The 16,962-nt window shown below is 71.7% G+C and carries 18 protein-coding genes; 12 read left to right on the top strand and 6 right to left on the bottom strand.

Features of this window, described 5'->3' with window-relative positions; genetic code table 11:
- Window positions 1–113: 113 nt before the first annotated feature.
- From AC3RJ6_RS05645 to AC3RJ6_RS05655, 3 genes are all read left to right on the top strand, one after another.
- Window positions 114–1,484, top strand: coding sequence for an NAD(P)/FAD-dependent oxidoreductase (locus tag AC3RJ6_RS05645; RefSeq protein ID WP_491425916.1), 1,371 nt, complete (start codon window positions 114–116; stop codon window positions 1,482–1,484).
- Window positions 1,485–1,513: 29 nt separating this feature from the next.
- Window positions 1,514–1,882 (top strand): cupin domain-containing protein, encoded by a 369-nt coding sequence (locus tag AC3RJ6_RS05650; RefSeq protein WP_491425917.1) that lies wholly within the window; start codon window positions 1,514–1,516, stop codon window positions 1,880–1,882.
- Between the two features lie 130 nt (window positions 1,883–2,012).
- The gene (locus AC3RJ6_RS05655; protein ID WP_491425918.1) at window positions 2,013–2,591 is read left to right on the top strand and encodes a VanZ family protein; all 579 of its coding nucleotides are present in this window, start codon (window positions 2,013–2,015) and stop codon (window positions 2,589–2,591) included.
- A 77-nt stretch (window positions 2,592–2,668) separates the two neighbouring features.
- Here AC3RJ6_RS05655 and AC3RJ6_RS05660 read toward each other — a convergent pair whose 3' ends face one another.
- On the bottom strand, window positions 2,669–4,246 hold the full coding sequence (locus AC3RJ6_RS05660; RefSeq protein ID WP_491425919.1) for a PucR family transcriptional regulator: 1,578 nt from the start codon (window positions 4,244–4,246) through the stop codon (window positions 2,669–2,671).
- A 139-nt stretch (window positions 4,247–4,385) separates the two neighbouring features.
- Between AC3RJ6_RS05660 and lysA the strand changes: the two genes are divergently transcribed.
- The 5 genes from lysA to AC3RJ6_RS05685 all read left to right on the top strand — a co-directional run bounded on the left by lysA (window position 4,386) and on the right by AC3RJ6_RS05685 (window position 9,076).
- Window positions 4,386–5,696, top strand: a complete 1,311-nt coding sequence (lysA, locus tag AC3RJ6_RS05665; protein ID WP_491425920.1) for a diaminopimelate decarboxylase — start codon at window positions 4,386–4,388, stop codon at window positions 5,694–5,696.
- A gap of 45 nt (window positions 5,697–5,741) precedes the next feature.
- Window positions 5,742–6,674 (top strand): ABC transporter substrate-binding protein, encoded by a 933-nt coding sequence (locus AC3RJ6_RS05670; protein ID WP_491425921.1) that lies wholly within the window; start codon window positions 5,742–5,744, stop codon window positions 6,672–6,674.
- Window positions 6,671–7,669, top strand: coding sequence for an amino acid ABC transporter permease (locus tag AC3RJ6_RS05675; RefSeq protein ID WP_491425922.1), 999 nt, complete (start codon window positions 6,671–6,673; stop codon window positions 7,667–7,669). Before AC3RJ6_RS05670 ends, AC3RJ6_RS05675 begins: the two co-directional genes overlap by 4 nt.
- Window positions 7,666–8,475 carry an amino acid ABC transporter ATP-binding protein gene (locus tag AC3RJ6_RS05680; RefSeq protein WP_491425924.1) on the top strand — a complete coding sequence of 270 codons (810 nt, stop codon included), beginning with the start codon at window positions 7,666–7,668 and terminating at the stop codon, window positions 8,473–8,475. The genes AC3RJ6_RS05675 and AC3RJ6_RS05680 overlap by 4 nt, the downstream gene beginning before the upstream one ends.
- Before the next feature lie 187 nt (window positions 8,476–8,662).
- A complete protein-coding gene (locus tag AC3RJ6_RS05685) occupies window positions 8,663–9,076 on the top strand; it encodes a DUF4231 domain-containing protein (RefSeq protein ID WP_491425925.1) in 414 nt (137 codons plus the stop codon).
- 27 nt (window positions 9,077–9,103) lie between these two features.
- On the opposite strand, the gene AC3RJ6_RS05690 is transcribed toward AC3RJ6_RS05685, so the two are convergent.
- The 3 genes from AC3RJ6_RS05690 to AC3RJ6_RS05700 form a co-directional block, all read right to left on the bottom strand.
- On the bottom strand, window positions 9,104–9,571 hold the full coding sequence (locus AC3RJ6_RS05690) for a VOC family protein (RefSeq protein ID WP_491425926.1): 468 nt from the start codon (window positions 9,569–9,571) through the stop codon (window positions 9,104–9,106).
- Between the two features lie 102 nt (window positions 9,572–9,673).
- Complete coding sequence (locus tag AC3RJ6_RS05695) at window positions 9,674–10,345, bottom strand: hypothetical protein (protein WP_491425927.1); 672 nt, start codon at window positions 10,343–10,345, stop codon at window positions 9,674–9,676.
- Window positions 10,342–11,031 carry a TetR/AcrR family transcriptional regulator gene (locus tag AC3RJ6_RS05700; protein WP_491425928.1) on the bottom strand — a complete coding sequence of 230 codons (690 nt, stop codon included), beginning with the start codon at window positions 11,029–11,031 and terminating at the stop codon, window positions 10,342–10,344. Before AC3RJ6_RS05700 ends, AC3RJ6_RS05695 begins: the two co-directional genes overlap by 4 nt.
- Window positions 11,032–11,133: 102 nt before the next feature.
- Here AC3RJ6_RS05700 and AC3RJ6_RS05705 point away from each other — a divergent pair, with 102 nt between their 5' ends.
- The 4 genes from AC3RJ6_RS05705 to AC3RJ6_RS05720 all read left to right on the top strand — a co-directional run bounded on the left by AC3RJ6_RS05705 (window position 11,134) and on the right by AC3RJ6_RS05720 (window position 13,345).
- Window positions 11,134–12,177: an NAD(P)-dependent alcohol dehydrogenase gene (locus tag AC3RJ6_RS05705; RefSeq protein ID WP_491425929.1), complete on the top strand. Its 1,044-nt coding sequence runs from the start codon at window positions 11,134–11,136 to the stop codon at window positions 12,175–12,177.
- Window positions 12,178–12,298: 121 nt separating this feature from the next.
- Window positions 12,299–12,772 carry an SRPBCC domain-containing protein gene (locus AC3RJ6_RS05710; protein ID WP_491425930.1) on the top strand — a complete coding sequence of 158 codons (474 nt, stop codon included), beginning with the start codon at window positions 12,299–12,301 and terminating at the stop codon, window positions 12,770–12,772.
- Window positions 12,769–13,086, top strand: coding sequence for an ArsR/SmtB family transcription factor (locus tag AC3RJ6_RS05715; RefSeq protein ID WP_491425931.1), 318 nt, complete (start codon window positions 12,769–12,771; stop codon window positions 13,084–13,086). Before AC3RJ6_RS05710 ends, AC3RJ6_RS05715 begins: the two co-directional genes overlap by 4 nt.
- A gap of 97 nt (window positions 13,087–13,183) precedes the next feature.
- The gene (locus tag AC3RJ6_RS05720) at window positions 13,184–13,345 is read left to right on the top strand and encodes a DUF8730 family Cys-rich protein (protein ID WP_491425932.1); all 162 of its coding nucleotides are present in this window, start codon (window positions 13,184–13,186) and stop codon (window positions 13,343–13,345) included.
- A 34-nt stretch (window positions 13,346–13,379) separates the two neighbouring features.
- Here the strand turns inward: AC3RJ6_RS05720 and AC3RJ6_RS05725 are convergent, their stop codons facing one another.
- Window positions 13,380–14,696 (bottom strand): nucleotide disphospho-sugar-binding domain-containing protein, encoded by a 1,317-nt coding sequence (locus AC3RJ6_RS05725; RefSeq protein WP_491425934.1) that lies wholly within the window; start codon window positions 14,694–14,696, stop codon window positions 13,380–13,382.
- A gap of 110 nt (window positions 14,697–14,806) precedes the next feature.
- The gene (locus AC3RJ6_RS05730; RefSeq protein WP_491425935.1) at window positions 14,807–16,891 is read right to left on the bottom strand and encodes a galactose-binding domain-containing protein; all 2,085 of its coding nucleotides are present in this window, start codon (window positions 16,889–16,891) and stop codon (window positions 14,807–14,809) included.
- Window positions 16,892–16,962: the final 71 nt, after the last annotated feature.

Consider the following 16,962-nt stretch of genomic DNA (forward strand, 5'->3'; position numbering starts at 1 on the left):
AAAACACTGTTGTACAACACGCCGACATTTCAGATCGAACGGGATGCCTCGGCGGCGCGCCGCTCGCGAACCGGGCGGCCGCAACCCCTCGACGAAGATGGAGAACTCCCCACATGACGGTCAACGGCGGCGTCTCGTTCTGGCTGCAGCAGGTCGGCGTGCCGACCCCCAGGCCGGCACTGCCGGGCGACCTCGAAGTCGACGTCGCGATCGTCGGCGGCGGGTACACCGGACTCTGGACGGCCTACTACCTCAAGCGCGACCAGCCCGACCTTCGGGTCGCGGTGCTCGAGCGCCGGTTCGCGGGCTACGGCGCCTCGGGGCGCAACGGCGGCTGGCTCACGAACTCGGTCACCGGCGGCCGTGCCCAGTACGTGAAGACGCACGGTCGCGAGGCCGCGATCGCCCAGCAGCGGGCCCTCAATGCGACGGTCGACGAGGTCATCGCGGTCGCCGCGGCCGAGGGCATCGAGGCCGACATCCACAAGGGCGGCGAATTCGAGGTCGCGCTCAACCCCGCGCAGCTCGCCCGGCTGCGGGCCGCAGCCGCGTCGGAGCAGTCGTGGCCCGCGACCGACGTCGAGGTGCTCGACGCGAAGGCCGCAGCGGCCCGCGTCAACGTCGCGGGCGTGCAGGGCGGCATCTGGCACCCGCACTGCGCGCGCATCCACCCCGCGAAGCTCGCGCTCGGGCTCGCCGCGGCGGTCGAACGCCTCGGTGTCGCGATCTACGAGGGCACGACCGTCACCGAGATCGTGCCGGGCGAGGCGCGCACCGACCACGGCACGGTGCGCGCGGCGCACGTGCTGCGCGCGACCGAGGGCTTCACGCCCGACCTCAAGGGGCTGCACCGCACCTGGCTGCCCATGAACTCGTCGCTCATCGTGACCGAGCCGCTCGCGCCCGCCGTCTGGGACGAGATCGGCTGGAACGGGCGCGAGACCCTCGGCGACTTCGCGCACGTCTACATGTACGCGCAGCGCACGGCCGACGACCGCATCGCATTCGGCGGCCGTGGCGTGCCGTACCGCTACGGCTCGCACGTCGACCAGGACGGCGAGACCCAGCAGCGCACGATCGAGAGCCTCACCGCCCTCCTCAACCGCTTCTTCCCGTCGACGCGAGAAGCCGCGATCGACCACGCCTGGTCGGGCGTGCTCGGCGTGCCGCGCGACTGGGCGGCGACCGTCGGCCACGACCGGGCGACCGGACTCGGCTGGGCGGGCGGGTACGTCGGCACGGGCGTCACCGCGACGAACCTCGCCGGCCGCACGCTGCGCGACCTCGTGCTCGGCCAGGACACCGAGCTCACCCGCCTGCCCTGGGTCGGCCACAAGGCCCGCAACTGGGAGGTCGAGCCGCTGCGCTGGCTCGCCGTGCAGGCCATCTACACCGCGTACCACGCCGCCGACCGCGGCGAGCAGCGCGGACGCACCACGACCTCGCCGATCGCGAAGCTCGCCGACCTCGTCGCCGGCCGCTGAGCCCCGAAGAAGCTCACCAGGAGGAATTCGTGACCGACCAGCCCACCCCCTCGACCGTCGCGGGGCTCGCCCCGCTCGCGCGCGACCTCGGCCCCGCCGCGCCGAAGCCCACGGCCCTGACCGACGGCGTGCTCGAGGCATCCGGTTCGCTGTGGGAGGTGCCGGGCGTCGACGTCGGCTACTGGGAGTGCACCCCCGGCCGGTTCGCCGCCACTCGTGACGGCTACACCGAGGTGTGCCAGTTCCTGTCGGGGCGGGTGACGATCGAGGTCGACGGCGAGGAGCCCGTGACCTTCGGCGCAGGCGACACGCTCATCACCCCGAGCGGCTGGCGCGGCGTGTGGGACGTGCACGAGACCGTGCGCAAGCTGTACGTCATCATCGACGACGCGCGCTGACGGACCCGCCGGGCACCCTCGGGGCCATGGCGCCAGGTCTCCCCGGCCGCGCCCTTCGCCGGGTATCGGAGAACAACGGAACCCGCTTGGAGACGGAGACGATACACGCTGCGAGACAGAATGGTGCGCTATGACGTCTTCACCGGTGCAGCCGCGCACGCGGGTCCGCGGCATCCTGATCGCCGCCTTCGCGGTCTACCTCGGGCTGCTGGCGTGGGTGGTGCTGTGGAAGCTCGAGATGCCGTGGGTCGGCGATGCCGCCGGGCTGCCGCGACCGTTCAAGCTCGTGCCGTTCGTCGCGAGCGGCGACGCCGGGGCCAGCGCCCCCGCCGAGCTCCTCATCAACCTGGGGCTCTTCGCCCCGCTCGGCCTCTTCCTGGGCGCACTGGCGCCGACCTGGGGGTGGTGGAAGGCCGCGGGGGCGATCCTCGGCACGAGTCTCGTGCTCGAGACCGTCCAGTACCTGATCTCGACGGGCAGCTTCGACACGACGGACCTCATCGTCAACACCGTCGGCGGCCTCGCCGGGTACGGCGTCTTCTCGATGCTGCGTCGTCGACTCGGGTCTCGGGCTCCGGTCGTGACTGCGCGCGCCTGCGTCGTCGTCACGGCGATCGCCCTGGCGGCCGTCGTCGCGTTCGTGGCGTCGCCGCTGCACTACGGCCCGCAGCGCGACGTCGTCGTGCAGCAGCCCGGTTCGGGGCGCTAGACGACACGCCCGCCGGTGCCCGGGATGCCGCGACCGCGCGGCCACGTGCGCGCGAGCACCGACGGACGAGCTCGGCCTCACCGCGCGAGCGTGCGCAGCTGCAGCCAGGCGGCGAGCCGGTCGTCGGGTCCGTCGAGGCGTACGCCGTGGGCCTCCGACGCCCGGCGCAGCCGGTGGCGCACGGTGTTCTCGTGCACGCCCAGCTGCTCGGCCGCCTGGGCGACGTTGCCGAAGCACTCGAGCCAGACGAGCAGGGTCTCGGCGACGACGCGCGTCGCGTCGCTCTCGTGGAGCTCGTCGAGGGCGGGATCGCGCAGCTCGGCGGCCCCCGCGAGGAGCCCGGCGGCCCGCTCGACGACGAGGAGCGGACGGAGGCTCGAGGCGGTGACGATGCGCGGGGCCGGCGTCGTGCCGGGCATCGAGCCGTGCACCGGGACGCCGGCCGCGACGTCGAGCAACCGGTCGGCGAGCTCGCGGGCTCCGGCGACGTCGCCCGACCGGTGCGCGGGCCCCGTGACCGCGATGCGCGTGCCCGCGCCGACGAGTCGGTCGACGAGCGGCAGCAGCGGCTCGGCGAGCGAGGTCGCCTCGTCGACCGTGCGGGCCGCGAACAGGGCGTAGACCCGTGACCGGTGGGCGACCGCGACGGCGTCGGGCCGGTGCAGCACGAGGTGGCGGATCACCGTCGAACGCAGCTGGGCGATCGCCGTCGGGCCGGCGCTCGGCACCTCGAACGCGAGCAGGGCCGCGCCGCGCTCCTCGTCGATGCCGAGCTCGGCGAACTCGGTGCCCGTGAGGTCGAGACCCGTGAGCAGGGTGCGCAGGCGGTCCTCGCGCGGCCGCTGGTCGGCGGCGTGCGCACGTAGGTCGTCGAGCAGGTGGGCGCCGGCGAGGGCGCTCGCCCGTCGCATCCGCGCCTCCTGCTCGGCGGTGACGGGCCCCTCGCCCGACGCGTCGATGGCCCAGATGCTGCCGAGCGGCAGCGCGCCGGCCCGGATCGCGAAGGCGACCCGCGGCTCCTCGTCGCCGAGTCGCGGGTACTTGATCGGGCGCTCCGAGCGCAGCACGGTGCGGTACTGGTCGTCGTTGTACGGCGACGCCGGCACCTGGCGGGCGAGGATGCCGTGAGTGCGCAGGCGGTCGATGAGCTGCCCGGGCACCGACGAGTAGGCCAGGATGTTGCGGCTCAGGTCTTCGACGGCGACCGAGCCGCCGAAGAACTCGGCCAGCTCGTTGGCGATCGCGAAGAGCGGCTCGGCGCCGCGCTGCTTCGGCGTGTCGAGCGGCGCCTCGGCCTCGCCGAGCAGGTGGGTGAGCTGTGCGTCGAGCAGGCGCCAGCTGATGCGGTCGGCCACGCGCACGAGCGGCAGGCCGGTCGACTCGACGATCGCCGCGAGCGCGGGAACGCGGTCGTTGCTGCACTTCAGCGCGAGTCCCGCGGCGCCGAGCTCGGCGGCCGTGTCCGCGAGCGCGGCGATGCGCGACGTGCTGAGCGAGGCCGTCGAGGGCGCGAGCAGGAGGGTCGACGCGACCTCGACGAGATCCTCGGCGATGTCGACGAACTCGGTGCCCGTGACGGGCGTCGCCGGCAGGGCGGGGCCGATCGGCGTCACCGTGCGGGGCCCCAGTTGGTCGGCGAGGTCGGCGAGTGTCACCTCGGGCCTCGGTGGGACCGCTATTAGAGAAATCCCTGCATCCACCTCGCAAAGCTATCTGAAATCGACAACCAATCGCGACCCCGATCTTTCTAGGCTGGCCACCGCGACGGCGAAGACGCTGCGCGAAGGAGGAACGATGACCGCGAACCGCCCCGCACCCGCGGGCACCCGCCTGGGCGAGCTCTGGCGCATCCTGCCGGAGGAGTCGACCGCGAGCGCCGACGGCGTGCTCGAGATCGGCGGGGTCGCCGTCACCGAGCTCGCCGAGCGGTTCGGCACGCCCCTGCACGTCTACGACGAGACCGGGCTGCGCCGGCAGATCGCCCGATTCGTCGACGGGCTGCGCGAACGCTGGCCGAACTCCGAGGTGCTGTTCGCGTCGAAGTCGCTGCCCGCCGTCGGCATGTACCGGCTCGCGCACGAGGAGGGGCTCTCGATCGACGTCGCCGGCGGCGGCGAGCTGCGGCTCGCGCTCGCCGCGGGCGTCGACCCGGCCCGGCTCTACTTCCACGGCAATGCCAAGACCGACGCCGAGCTGCGGCTCGCGCTCGAGGCGGGGATCGGCGCGATCATCGTCGACAACGACGACGAGCTCGACCGGCTCGAGCGGTTGCTCGAGCGGCCGCAGCGGCTGCTCCTCCGCGTCATCCCGGGCGTCGAGGCGAAGACCCACGCATCGCAGGCGACCGGCGGCCTGAACTCGAAGTTCGGCCTGCCGATCGACCAGGCCGCGCGCGCGATCGCCCGCATGCAGGCGCACCCGCTCATGGAGTTCGAGGGCGTGCACCTGCACATCGGCTCGCAGATCCTCGATGTCGCGCAGTTCGGCGAGGCGGTCGAGAAGATCTCGAGCGTCGGCACGTTCGGCACCTACGACGTCGGCGGGGGTCTCGGCATCGCCTACACCTACGACGAGGAGGCGCCCGAGGTCGGCGCCTACCTCGACGCGATCGTCGCCGCGGCCCGGGCCCACCTGCCGGCCGACGCCAAGCTCATGATCGAGCCCGGTCGGTCGATCGTCGCCCGCTCCGGCGTCACGCTCTACCGCGTCACGACGGTCAAGCGCACCGGCCGCACGTTCGTCGCGGTCGACGGCGGGCTCGCCGACCAGATGGACGTCGCGCTCACCCAGCAGCGCTACGAGGCCGTCGTCGCCGACCGGCTGCTCGAGCCGTGGACCGAGACGGCGCAGCTCGTCGGACGCCAGTGCGAGTCGGGCGACCTGCTCGTCGACGGCGCCCCACTGCCGCCCGCGCAGGTGGGCGACCTCGTCGTCATGGCGGCGACCGGCGCCTACGCCTACACGATGTCGAACAACTACAACGGCGCCCTCAAACCCGCGATCGTCTTCGCGAGCGAGGGCGACGCCCGCCTCGTCACGCGCCGCGAGACGTACGACGACCTGCTCGCCACGCACGCGCCGGCCATGGCCGACGCACTCGTCTGAGGCATCCCGACCGATCACCCCCCCACCACGACAAGGAAGTCACCGATGATCGCACGCACCACCCTCCTGTTCGGCGCGACGGCCGTCGCCGCCGCCCTCGCCCTCACCGGCTGCTCCGGCGCCGGGGGCTCCGGCGCCGAGGCGGCCGCCGGCCCGAACGTGCCCACGGGCGACGAGGTCTCGACGACCGCCGACGAGTCGCTGACGGCGCTGCTGCCCGACGACATCGTCGCGAAGGGCAAGCTCGACGTCGCCGTCGACATCCCCTACCCGCCGATGGCGATGTACGGCGACGACAACCGCGAGATCGGCTTCGACCCCGAGCTCGCCCGCCTCATCGGGCAGAAGCTCGGCATCGACGTGTCGCTCAACAAGCAGGCGTTCGACTCGGTGATCCCGTCGCTGCAGGCCGACAAGAACGACCTCATCATGAGTGGCATGAACGACACCGCCGAACGCGAGGAGACGCTGAGCTTCGTCGACTACACGTACGGCGGCTTCGCGATCGTCGTGCCCGAGGGCAACCCGAAGGGCATCGGCACGCAGCAGGACCTCTGCGGCAAGACGGTGTCGATCCAGAAGGCGACGGCGCAGGGCGAGATCCTGCGTTCGATGGACTGCGGCGGCGACCCCGTGAACGTCACCGAGCTGCCGAGCGACCTCGACGCGCAGACCGCGCTGCGGGCCGGCAAGAGCGACGCGTACGTCGCCGACGCCCTCGTCGCCGGTTACGTGGCCGACACGGTCGAGGGCGGCGACGCCTTCGACATCGTGCAGGACCCCGAGAACCCCGCCGGTTTCAGCCCGGTGTACAGCGGCATCGGCATTCTCAAGGAGGAGACCGAGCTCGTCGACGCGGTGCAGCAGGCCCTGCAGGCGCTCATCGACGAGGGCGCGTACCAGCAGGTGCTCGAGCGCAACAGCCTCGCCGACTACGGCGTCGAGGCGGCCGAGGTGAACCAGGGAGGCGAGGGATGACGACCGCGCCCGCTGCACCGGCCGCGCCCGGCGCCACGCTCGGGCAGCCGGCGCCCGAGTCGACCGACGACGACGTCCGCGCCATTCCGCTGCGTCGCCCGTGGCGCTGGATCAGCGCCGCCGTGGTGCTGTTCTTCGCCGCCGCGTTCGCCTACTCGGTGCTGACGAACCCGAACATCGACTACGCGGCGATCGGGCAGTTCCTCGTCGATCCGCGCATCATCGACGGCGTGTGGCTCACGCTGCTCATCACGTTCGTCGCGATGGTCGTCTCGACCGTGCTCGCGATCGTGATCGCGGCGATGCGGCTGTCGTCGAACCCGGTGCTCACGTCGGTCGCCTGGTTCTACGTGTGGGCGTTCCGCGGCACGCCGCTGCTCGTGCAGATCGTGCTGTGGGGCTACCTCGGCCTCCTCTACGAGAAGCTCTCGATCGGCATCCCGTTCACCGACATCGTGTTCTGGCAGGCCGACACGAACCTGCTGATCACGGCGATGGTCGCCGGCATCCTCGCCCTCACCCTGAACCAGGCGGCATACTCGTCGGAGATCGTGCGAGCCGGCATGATCTCGGTCGACGAGGGCCAGCGCGAGGCGGCGTACTCGCTCGGCATGTCGCCGCTGTACACGTTCCGCCGGGTGCTGCTGCCGCAGGCGATGCGCGTGATCATCCCGCCGATGGGCAACGAGACGATCTCGATGCTGAAGAACACCTCGCTGCTCTCGGTCATCGCCGTGCTCGAGATCTACACGCAGGCGACGGTCATCTCGTCGCAGAACCTCAAGCAGGTGGAGCTCCTCATCGTCGCGAGCATCTGGTACCTGCTCATGACGAGCATCCTGTCGATCCCGCAGTACTACCTCGAGCGGCGCTACGGGCGCGGCACGAGCCGCAACCTCCCGCCGACCCCGTTCCAGCGCGTGCGTCGGGCGTTCGCCTCGCGCCGGCCCGGTCCCGAGCCCGCACCCGAGACGAAGGCGGTCAGCGCATCATGAACACCCTCACCACCACGCAACCGATCGAGGATGCCGCGACCGAGGCGCGACCCCTCGTCGAGATCCGCCGGGTGCGCAAGAGCTTCGGCGCCCACCAGGTGCTGCGCGACGTGTCGCTCGCCGTGCCGAGCGGCACCGTGACCGTGCTGCTCGGCCCGTCGGGCTCGGGCAAGTCGACGCTGCTGCGCTGCATCAACCACCTCGAGTCGATCGACGGCGGCCGCATCATCGTCGACGGCGAACTCATCGGCTACCGGCAGGCCGGCCACGACATCCACGAGATGACGCCGAAGCAGATCGCCCGGCAGCGGCGCGAGATCGGCATGGTCTTCCAGAAGTTCAACCTCTTCCCGCACATGACGGCGCTCGAGAACATCACCGAGGCGCCCGTCGGCATCGCGGGCATGCCGCGGGCCAAGGCGCGTGCGCGAGCGGCCGAACTGCTCGACCGGGTGGGGCTCGCCGACTTCGCGGGACACTACCCGGCGCAGCTCTCGGGCGGCCAGCAGCAGCGCGTCGCGATCGCCCGGGCGCTCGCGATGGAGCCGAAGCTCATGCTGTTCGACGAGCCGACGTCGGCGCTCGACCCCGAGCTCGTCGGCGACGTGCTCGACGTCATGCGCGAGCTCGCGAACGACGGCATGACGATGATCGTCGTCACCCACGAGATCGGCTTCGCGAGGGGCGTCGCCGACCAGGTCGTGTTCATGGACGGCGGCGTCGTGGTCGAGGCGGGTCGCCCCGAGGACGTGATCGACCGCCCGCAGCGTCAGCGCACGCGCAACTTCCTGGAGAGCGTGCGCTGACCCGGGCAGCGCTCGGCCGGCCGGCCGGCGAGGGGGAACGAGGCCGGCCGCCCGAGCCGTCCGCACCGTCGCGACGACGCGCCCTCGGGCCGCAGACCTCGGTGCTGTTCCGGATGCGGAACGTGGCGGGATCCGCGAGGATCCGGGGCATCACACCGGTGTCGGCGATGCTCTGGAGGTGGCGACGATGCGTACTGCGATGGCCGAAGCCGAACGACTGCACGGCTGGTACGCCCGCAAGGCGGCGGCGAACCGTCGGATGTACTGGGGGAGCGAGGTGATGGTCATTCTCGTGTCCGCCTCCATTCCGATCGTCGCGATCATCGCGCCCTCGGACGCACTCGTGCCTGCGGTGCTCGGCGCGGTCGTCGTCGTGGTCGCGGGTCTGCGGGGCCTCTTCCGCTGGCAGGAGAACTGGATCCGCTACGTCTCCGCCCGCACTGCGCTGGGAGCCGAGATGCGCTCGTTCGCGACGGAGACGGGCAGGTACCGCGCGGCGGCGAGCCGCGAGGGACGTTTCGCCACCCGGGTGAGCGAGATCGAGGCGTCGGAGACGGCGAACTGGGTGGCGCTCCGCTCGCCGGGCCACGACGACGACTGAGCGCCGCGGCGTGCCCGATCGGTTCGGCTACGCGTTCTCGAGCTCGGCGATCACGACCTTCTTCTGCCGCATCATCACCTGGATCTGCTCGGGCCGCTTCGTCAGCTCGCCCATGTTGGCGGGAATCACCTGCCAGCTGACGCCGAAGCGGTCCTTGCACCAGCCGCACTGCTCCGACTCGGGCACGTGCGAGAGCGCCGCCCAGTAGCGGTCGATCTCGGCCTGGTCGGCGCACGACACGACGAACGAGATCGACTCGGTGAACGTGAAGAGCGGCCCGCCGTCGAGGCATACGAAGTCGACCCCGTTGAGGGTGAACTGCCCGTTCAGCACCTTGCCGCTCATGCCCGCGAAGTGCTCGTCGAGCGATTCGTCGGGATATTCATCGATCCGCCTGATCCGTGAGTCGGGGAACACGCTCACGTAGTACTCCATCGCCTCGCGCGCCTGGTCGTCGAACCACAGGCACGGCTGGATGGGTGCGAGCTCGGCCATGTCGGAACCCCCTTGTTCGGCCCTTCGCTTCCGGCGGCCACGTTACGCCGGTCGGCCGCTGCGCGGAACCGGGGATGCCTCGGGTACGAGCCGGTCGGTGCGCTACAGGTACCGCAGGATCATGAGCCCGAATCCGAAGCCGAGCACGGCGCACACGACCCATGCGACGGCCGCGCCGAGGTACCAGGCCTGCACGATCTTGAGACGCGTGCGCTCGGGATCGTCGGGCGCGCGTCGGCGCAGACCCCGGTCGGTGAACCAGAGCACGGGCACGACGAGCGCCGACATGAGGAGGAATGCGCCGAACTGCAGCGCGAGCCACCACGAGCGTGCGCCCGCGCTCGCGGCGTCGAGCGCGCCGAGCAGCGCGAGCGTCACCTGCTGCGGCCCGCAGATCGCGAGCAGGCTCGCCGCGCCGAGCGCGAGGATCGCCGCGCGACCCCAGCTCTCACCGGTCGTCAGGCGCGTCTTCGGCACGGGCGCGGTCGGCTCGGCGCCCCACCGCACCGGCTCGCCCGGCCGCCGGCCGCGGCGGTGCCAGACCTGGCGCTGCGAACCGTACACGGCGATCGGCCAGAGCACGAGCGCGACGAGGGCGGCTGCGATCCACGCGAAGAGCTCGTCCGCGGTGAGGGTCCAGCCGAGCCGGTCGCCGAGCAGCACGAGCCCGATCCACGTAGCGATGCAGAGCGGAACGCCGACGCCGACGGCGAGTACGGCCCAGACGACCTGTTTCGCGATCGACGGGCGGGTGCGTTCGGGCGCCCGCGTCACGGTCGGCGCTGCTCGGCCGCGCGACGACGCTCGAGGCCCTCGAGCAGGAGGTCGAGCCCGAACTCGAACTCGGTCTGGTCGTCGCACCAGCCGAGGGTCGAGTCGGGGTCGTCGTGCACGACGTCGGCGAGCATGGCGGCGAGGTGCGGGGCGAGCGCGGCGAACTCCGCCGGATCGGCGGGCGGTTCCGCCGCGTTGTCGTCGTTGAGCTCCTGCACGAAGCCGTACATGCGGCTGCCGATCGCATGCAGCCCGTGGTGGATGAGGTCGTGCGACAACCCGCCGTCGCGCATGATGCCGACGATGCCGTCGGCATAGCGGACGGCGAGCAGTCCGGGCGTGCCGCGCGCGTTCATGATGCCGGGTGCCCAGGGATGCCGCAGCAGCACCCTCCTCGCGCCGAGGACGCGCTCGCGGAGCGTCGTGGTCCAGGTCGCGGCATCCGTCGACGGCGGGGAGAAGCCGCCGACCTCCGACTCGATCTCGGCGAAGACCTGCTCGACGAGGCCGTCGAGGATCGCGTTCTTGTTGGGCAGGTGGTAGTAGATCGACATCGCCTCGACGCCGAGCTCGTCGGCGAGGGCTCGCATGGTCAGCGCTTCGATGCCGTCGCGATCGGCGATGCCCATCGCCGTCTGCAGCACGCGGTCGCGGCTGAGCGGAGTGCGCGTGGTGGTGCCGGCCATGGTCTCACCGTACAACGTCAGGTGGTCGGGAGGCGGGTCTGGACGCGCGGGCCCGACCGGTGTATCTTACGTCGTAAGACTTACAACGTAAGGGAGACGATGATGTCGATCGCACCGAAGTCCGGGGAGTCCACGGCGGAGCCCGCCGCCGCGACGGGGGCCGCGACCATGCGCGCCGCGTACCTCGATCGCTTCGGTCCGCCCGAGGTCGTGCGCGAGGTGCGACTGCCCAAGCCGGTACCGGGGCCGGGCGAGCTGCTCGTGCGGGTGCGCGCCACGACCGTGAGCGTCGCCGACCAGCGACTGCGCAGCCGGCGGCTGCCACGCGGGTTCGGCCTCATGGTCGCGCCGACGGTCGGGCTGTTCCGGCCCAGGCGGCACGTGCTCGGCATGGAGGCCGCGGGCGTGGTCGAATCCGTCGGCAGCGAGGTCACGCGATTCGCGCCGGGCGACGAGGTGATCGTGATGCGGGGTTCGCGCATGGGCTGCCATGCCGAGTACGTCACGATCGCCGCCGACGGCGAGGTGGCCGCCAAGCCCGCGAACCTCTCGTTCGACGAGGCCGCCGCGATCGTGTTCGGCGGCCACACCGCCGTGCGCTACCTCGACCGGGTGTCGATCGAGCCGGGCACCGACGTGCTCGTCAACGGGGCCGCCGGTGCGGTCGGCACCGCGGTCGTGCAGCTCGCCGCCTCGCGCGGCGCGCGGGTGACCGCGGTCACGAGCGGGCGCAATGCCGAGCTCGTGCGCTCGCTCGGCGCCGGCCGCGTCGTCGACTACACGCGCGAGGACTTCGCCGCTCCGGGCGAGCGGGCGCGCTACGACGTCATCGTCGAGTGCGTCGGCAACGCCCCGTTCGCGAGGGTCGCGCCCCTGCTGCGGCCCGGCGGGGCGCTGATGCTCGTGATCCTCGACCTGCGCGGACTGCTCGCCGCGAAGCGGCAGTCGCGCCGCAGCGGACTCGTCGTCGATCACGAGGGCGGGCGCATGGGTGCCGAGGGCATGGAGCGGCTCGCCGCGCTCGCGGCGTCGGGCGCGCTGCGCCCGGTCATCGACCGCACCTACGGGTTCGACGAGATCGTCGAGGCGCATCGCCACGTCGACGGCGGGCACAAGCGGGGGAGCGTGGTGCTGCGGGTCGGGTGAACTCGGATGCAACCGAAGGGTTGCGCTTGCTCCCGATTAATGCAACTATCAGGTTGCAGGTGATCGACCGATCGCCGAGACATCCACCACAGCAGGTGAAAGGAACGCGATCATGGTGAGCATGACCGAAAACGGAGCATCGATCATCGAGGAAGACGCCTTCGTCGTGCGCCGCACGATCCGCATCGCCGCACCCGTCGAGAAGGTGTGGCGTGCCGTCACCGAGCCCGAGCACATCTCGCGGTGGTTCGGGCAGACGGTGCTCGACGGCACCGGGCCCGGAGCGTCGGGCACGATGACGTTCGAGGGGTACGGCACGATCCCGATCCGCGTGGAGGCGATCGACGCCCCGCGCTCGGTGTCGTACCGGTGGTCGAACGACGACGCAGTCCGCCGTGCCGGCGACCTGCTCGACGAGATGGTCACGACGGTGTTCACGTTCACGCTCGGAGAGGTCGACGGCGGCACCGAGCTCACGGTCGTCGAGACCGGGTTCGATCGCACGAGCAACCCGGCCGCGAACATGGCCGACCACGCCGAGGGCTGGGTCTCGGAGCTCGACAAGCTCGTCGCCCTGCTCGAGGGCGACGCATGAGCACTGCGACGCTGGTTCCCGTGTTCGCGGCGCTCGGCGACGAGACGCGCTGGAGCATCCTCGCAGCGCTCGGCGAGGGCGATGCCTCGGCATCGGCCCTCGCCGGGCGCCTGCCCGTCTCGCGACAGGCGATCGCGAAGCACCTCGCGGTGCTGCAGGAGGTCGGTCTCGTCGAGGCCGTGCGGGTCGGCCGCGAGGTGCGCTACCGCGTGCTCGGGTCGGAGCTCAGTGCCACTGCGGCCCGGCTCGACGCCGTCGGTCGTGAGTGGGAGCGTCGCCTGGTGGCGATCAAGGAGATCGCGGAGGGGCTGTAGGCGTTCACCGCGTCTTCACAGATACCCCCGGGGTATTGTTTCGAGTGGGTCGCGAGCAGTTCGCCCGACCCTCACCCGAACCCCTGGAGGAATCCCCATGTGCAGTGCCGTGACGTGTCGCAAGTGCGGCAAGACGACCTGGGCCGGCTGCGGCCAGCACGTCGACCAGGTCATGCGCGGCGTGCCGCGCGACCAGCGCTGCGCGGGCCACGAGAACGAGCCCTCGACCGGATTCTTCGCGCGCCTGTTCGGGCGCTGAGTCCGCGCCGCGGCGTGCGTGCCGCGCCGGCGGATCAGGTGCCGACCGACCCGGTGCTCGTGCCGGTGCTCGCGCCCGCCGCGTCGAGCCGTTCGAGCTCGTCGAGCAGTGCTCCGCTCGCGGCATCCCGCCTGATCGACGCGCCCAGCCGCTCGGCGGCGACCCGGTAGCGGTCGTCGCCGAGCACCTCGGCCACCGCATCGGCGATGCGGGCCGCAGACGCCTGCCGCGGCACGGCGATGCCTGCGCCGCGCTCCGTGACCCGTACGGCGTTGTCGACCTGGTCGCGGCCGTGATGCAGGATGACGAGCGGGCGGCCGGCGGCGAGCGCCTTCATGACGGTGCCGTGCCCGCCGTGGGTCACGACGACGGTCGCGTGCCGCATGGCCTCGCGGTGCGGGGCGGATGCCTCGACGGCGAATTCGGCCGGGGCGTGCAGCTCCTCGGGCTCGATCGCAGGCCCGGTCGTGACGAGGCCGCGCACCGGCAGGGTGCCGAGTGCCTCGACGATGCGCCGGAGGCAGTCGGCCTGGTTCTGGAACGTCGATGACATCGCGACGAGCACGAGCGGGTCGTCACCGGGCGGCGGGGTCCAGTCGTCGTCGGTCGCCCACGACGGGTCGTCGAGCACGGGGCCGACGTATCGCACGTTCTCGCCGAACCCGCCGGCGAAGTCGAAGTCGGCCGAGGTCAGCACGAGCTCGCGCCGAGCGCGGTGCACCTGCCGCCAGGTCGAGGTGATCGGGCCGAGTCCGTGCGCCGCGCGAACCTCGTTGAGCGGCGCGAGCGTGTACCGGTCGAGCAACCGCGTCGTGCCGGTCGAGGCCACCCCGTCGCGCAGGGCGCCCAGTGCCCCGCGCATCGGCTTCATCCCCGCGCCGCCGGGCGGGCGTCCCGGTGCCGGTGCGATGTAGATGTTCGGCATGAGCACGTCGAACGGCACACCTCGGGCCTCGGCGCCGATCATCGCGCCGATCGTGAAGAACGTCGTCACGACGAGATCGGGGAGCACGACGTCGATCGCCGCGACCGTGTCGGCCGCCTGCCCGGCCGCGGGCCCGCTGAGGTAGTGCTCGGCCATGCCGCGGGCCAGGCCCAGTGGATTGCGGATCTCCCAGTCGCGGTAGACGCCCTCGGGTCGCGCGCTCCACGTGCCCACGTCGGCGCCGGTGCGTCGTGCCGCGTCGAGCATGCTCTCGTCGACGACCGCCGTGACCCGGTGACCGCGCTCGACGAGCCGGCGCACGACGCCGAGCTCGACGGGCACGGTGCCACCGCCGTCGGCGAGGGCGAACAGGTACGTGTGCGCGGCGGCGGCGCCCGGCGACGTCGCCGGCGGGTCGGCGTTCATGGTTGCGAGCCTACGAACGGCTTCCGGCCGAGGCATCCGGGCTGGCGCTGAGAACGCGGCCGGGCCGCCGCCCGCCCGATGGCGGACGACGGCCGGAGCGAGGCGGCGGCTCAGCCGCCGTAGACGCCGACCTCCCAGATCGAGTAGCCGTAGTCGGTGGTGCGCTCGGTGCAGAGCACGCGCACGTACCGCGCGCTCGTGGGCGCGAACGACGCCGTGTCGAGGCCGCCGTCGCCCGTCGTCGTCGACCACACCGTGCGCCAGGTCTCGCGGTCGTCCGAGAGCTGCACCGCGAACTTCTTCGCAGCTGAGCGCTCCCAGTTGACGGTGACGCGGCTGATGGGCTGCGAGTCGCCGAGGTCGATGCGCAGCCACTGCGGGTCGACCCCCCAGTTGCCGCTCGCCCAGCGGGTGTTCGACTTGCCGTCGACCGCCCGGCCGGGTGCATAGCTCGTGAACGGGTTCCACTCGCTCGAGCTCGCGTACGCCGCCTTGCCGGTCGCGAGGTTCTGCGTGCTCTCGTGGTCGAGCGTCGCCTGCCACGTCTGCAGGTACGACTCGGCGCCCGACATGAGGTCGTCGACGATGGCCTGGCCGCCGCCGGCGAGCCGCAGCTGCTCGATGTAGTCGGGCGTGAGGCCCGAGTGGGCGAACCCGTCGGTGTTGATGTCGAACGTGCGCTCGCCGCTCACCTGCCGGTCGACGGTCGTGCGGCCGTCGGCCGCGGTGAACGGGTACGAGACGGTCACGGGCGCGGTGCCGCCCGCCGGGTGGCTGCCGACGCCGTTGAAGTCGAGGCCGAATCCGTAGCCCTTGCCGTACTGCTCGCGCAGCGCGGCGCTCGCGCGCCACTCGCCGAGGAAGCCCTCGGCCGCGTGCGGGTAGCCCGTCTTGAAGCCGCCCAGCCGGTAGAGGCGCTCGGTCCAGGTGTCGTCCATCCAGCTGTGGCTCGACAGCACGCCCGGGTAGTCCTCGGCCTCGAGGATGTCGAGGGCGCGTCCGGCGGCCTTCACGCTCATGTGGTCGAGCTCGATCATCATGTTGCGCGACATCGCCGCCCGCAGGGCGTACTCGCCGAGCGACGTGAGCCCGCGGGTGTTGCACTGCGCGCCCGACGGGTAGGTCGGCGGGTCGGCGCCGGGCAGCTCCTCGGGCACCTCGGCGTTGCCGATCGGGTTGTCGTGCGCCGCACCCGTGCAGGCCTCGGTCTGCCAGTAGGTGCCGGTCGAGTAGAACTGGCCGACGTTGATGATCGTGCCCTGCGTGCCGGTGTCGAATCGCACGCCGCAGAGCGCGTTGTCGAACTTGTGGCAGAGGAACATGCTGCTCACGCCCATGGCCGTGAACTCGTCGAGCCCGCGGTCGATGTCGGCCTTCGAGCACTGCGCCACGTCGAGGATCATCTTGCAGCCGAACGGCTCGCTCATCTCGACGCCGAGCACGACGGCGAGCCGCCCGCTCGCGATGACCTCGCGCGCCTGGTCGGGCGTCGTCACGATGCGGAAGAAGCCCTTGCCGGGGCCGCCGTAGATGCCGTCGATGTACGACTCCATCTCGCGCACCTTCTGCGCCTCGAGGCGGATCGCGTCCATCTCGTCGCACCCGCGGTCCTTCGGCATGATCGGCAGCGAGCAGATCACCCCGTTCGTGACGAGGTCGTTGACGAGCACCCGCTGTCCGGCGCGCCACGAGCGCTCGATCCAGGCGTAGTACGAGGCCTGGTGGCTCATCGAAGTGGTCTTCGGCCAGTCGGTGAACGTCGGCCAGCCGACCGGGTCGTGGTGCCCGTCGGGGTCGCTCGTGAGGTTCTCGAAGAGGGCGCCGCTGCCGTCGGGGTAGTGCTCGGGGCAGTCCTTCAGCGCGTCGGCGACGCCGTTCGGCGAGAACGGTGCGCCGCAGATCATGCGGCCGCCGAAGCCCTCGTTCGAGTTGAGGTGCGTGTGCGAGTCGATGAAACCCAGTACCTCGCCGCCGGGGGCGCCGGTGATCGGTGCCCCGTCGACGTTGAGCTCGACGTCGACGGCGGGCCGGTTCGGGGCGTCCCACCAGTTCTCGGCGGCGGATGCCGGGGCGACGGGGAGGGAGGGGAGCAGAGCGCCGATCGCGGCGATGCCGAGGATGGAGCGGATGGAGCTTCGTCGCCGACGGTCGGCGAGCGGTGTTGCGGCGGATCTCGAGTGAACGTGGTGCGCCATATGAGCCTCCTTGCTCGTTGGCACGCAGCGTATTGTGGGTCACTCGTCCCAGTCAAGCGTCCCAGACGACC

The organism is Agromyces cucurbitae (assembly GCF_058349945.1).